The sequence below is a fragment of the Glutamicibacter sp. AGC84 genome (assembly GCF_053543575.1).
Genome location: NZ_JBLVOC010000022.1, coordinates 1 through 2,234, shown reverse-complemented (window position 1 = coordinate 2,234; position 2,234 = coordinate 1). Strand labels below are relative to the sequence as shown.

The following is a 2,234-nucleotide window of genomic DNA, read 5'->3' as shown; positions in this document are numbered from 1 at the left end:
ATCAAATACGCGTACTCAAATTCATCAAACTTTGCTGGGAACAAATCAACGGGCACCGCCCAAACAAAACCTATCGATACCCTCACTTGGCCCGAGGGCAACTATCGAGTGGAATTCGCACAATTCGAAGACATCGCAGGAAACGGAGCCGACACCAGATACGGGCAGGCTCTCGGCCAGGGCGTTAAACTATCCACCCTCAACTTCACCGTTAGCCATGCGCCGCAGTTCGTAATTCCGAAAGCCGTTACATTTCTCGACCGACCGGGAAGCGCAGAGGATTCGTACGTTATACCCTCTACGGAAGGTGTGGACTATTTCGTAGGTGAGATCATTCCTGCGGGAACCTACAATTGGGAAGGTTCCATTTCTATCAGTGCCGAAGCGCAACCTGGATATGATTTGGCACCTGGAGCTCGTTCTCTTTGGGAATACACTTTTGATAGCTCACTGATTTTTTCTAGGCCTACTATTACTGGTATCCCAACAGTCGGCAACATACTGACAGCCGCACCAGGTGTTTGGGGACCCTCGGGAGTAAAACTCACCTATCAGTGGGCCGCGAACGGGGCCAACCTAACTGGGGCTACCAAGAACACCTTGCCTCTAACCGCAGATCTCGCAGGTAAAACCATCACTGTCAACGTCACTGGCACCCTCGCGGGATACACAAGCACAAGTAAAGCCAGTGCCCCGACGACTAAAGTTGCTCGTGGCTCGCTCGCTGTCTCTTCTCCAAAGATTACTGGTATCCCAACAGTCGGCAACATACTGACAGCCGCACCAGGTGTTTGGGGACCCTCGGGAGTAAAACTCACCTATCAGTGGGCCGCGAACGGGGCCAACCTAACTGGGGCTACCAAGAACACCTTGCCTCTAACCGCAGATCTCGCAGGTAAAACCATCACTGTCAACGTCACTGGCACCCTCGCGGGATACACAAGCACAAGTAAAGCCAGTGCCCCGACGACTAAAGTTGCTCGTGGCTCGCTCGCTGTCTCTTCTCCAAAGATTACTGGTATCCCAACAGTCGGCAACATACTGACAGCCGCACCAGGTGTTTGGGGACCCTCGGGAGTAAAACTCACCTATCAGTGGGCCGCGAACGGGGCCAACCTAACTGGGGCTACCAAGAACACCTTGCCTCTAACCGCAGATCTCGCAGGTAAAACCATCACTGTCAACGTCACTGGCACCCTCGCGGGATACACAAGCACAAGTAAAGCCAGTGCCCCGACGGTAAAGATCGATCCGGGAATTGTTCTTGTTACGCCTCAAGCGCCCGAGATCGATCGAGTAACCGGTAGCTATACGATCCCATCGGTCGCAGGTGTGAATTATCTGGTTAACGGAGAGCCACAGCCATCAGGAACTTACGAATCTGGTTATTCAAAGGTTTCCATTGCCGCTGAAGCACAAACCGGATATGCCCTATCAGGTAAGGTTTCGTGGTCCTTCGATCTGCGTAAGACGATCGCAATTCCCGCAGAGCCGAAGGTAAATTACTCCACACTCGTCCTGACGATTCCTTCAGTTGATGGAGTCAGCTACTACGTCGACGGGGTGCATAAAAAGCCGGGATCCCATAAGTTCTCCACGCAGATTATCGTCACTGCAAAAGCTTCCGCTGCGAACTATCAAGTAACCGGAAAGTCATGGAAGTACGATCTTCGGACCACGGTGACGGCCTCGAAGCCAGTATTCGACGCCAAGAAGAACACGGTGAAGATCCCTTCCAAGACCGGCGTCGCCTACTACATCAACGGGACCAAGAAGAAGGCCGGCACCCACAAATACACCGGCACCGGCACCGTGAGCGCGAAGGCTTCATCCAACGGATACAAGCTCAAGGGCACCACCTCCTGGAAGTTCGATAACCGCAATTCGGTGACGGCCTCGAAGCCAGTATTCGACGCCAAGAAGAACACGGTGAAGATCCCTTCCAAGACCGGCGTCGCCTACTACATCAACGGGACCAAGAAGAAGGCCGGCACCCACAAATACACCGGCAAAGTTACTGTGGTAGCGAAGCCTTCCAGCGGTGGCTACAAACTCCAAGGGACCAAGAGCTGGAGCACTAAGCTTTAATCGACCGAAACCTGCAACGAATACTAGATAGCTGGATTTCAGGTGAAAGCAGGTAGGAGTGCCTGCTTTCACCTGAAAACGTGCGGACTATCATCAAGACATTTACAGTCCACGCGCTACAGCTGCACCTGCGGCCAGCCACGCGC

1 pseudogene is annotated in these 2,234 nt (G+C 53.3%); it reads left to right on the top strand.

Annotation, left to right across the window (positions count from 1 at the left end):
• Window positions 1-2,088, top strand: a pseudogene (locus ACNPN0_RS13730) (hypothetical protein); the annotation flags it as partial.
• Between the last annotated feature and the right edge of the window lie 146 nt (window positions 2,089-2,234).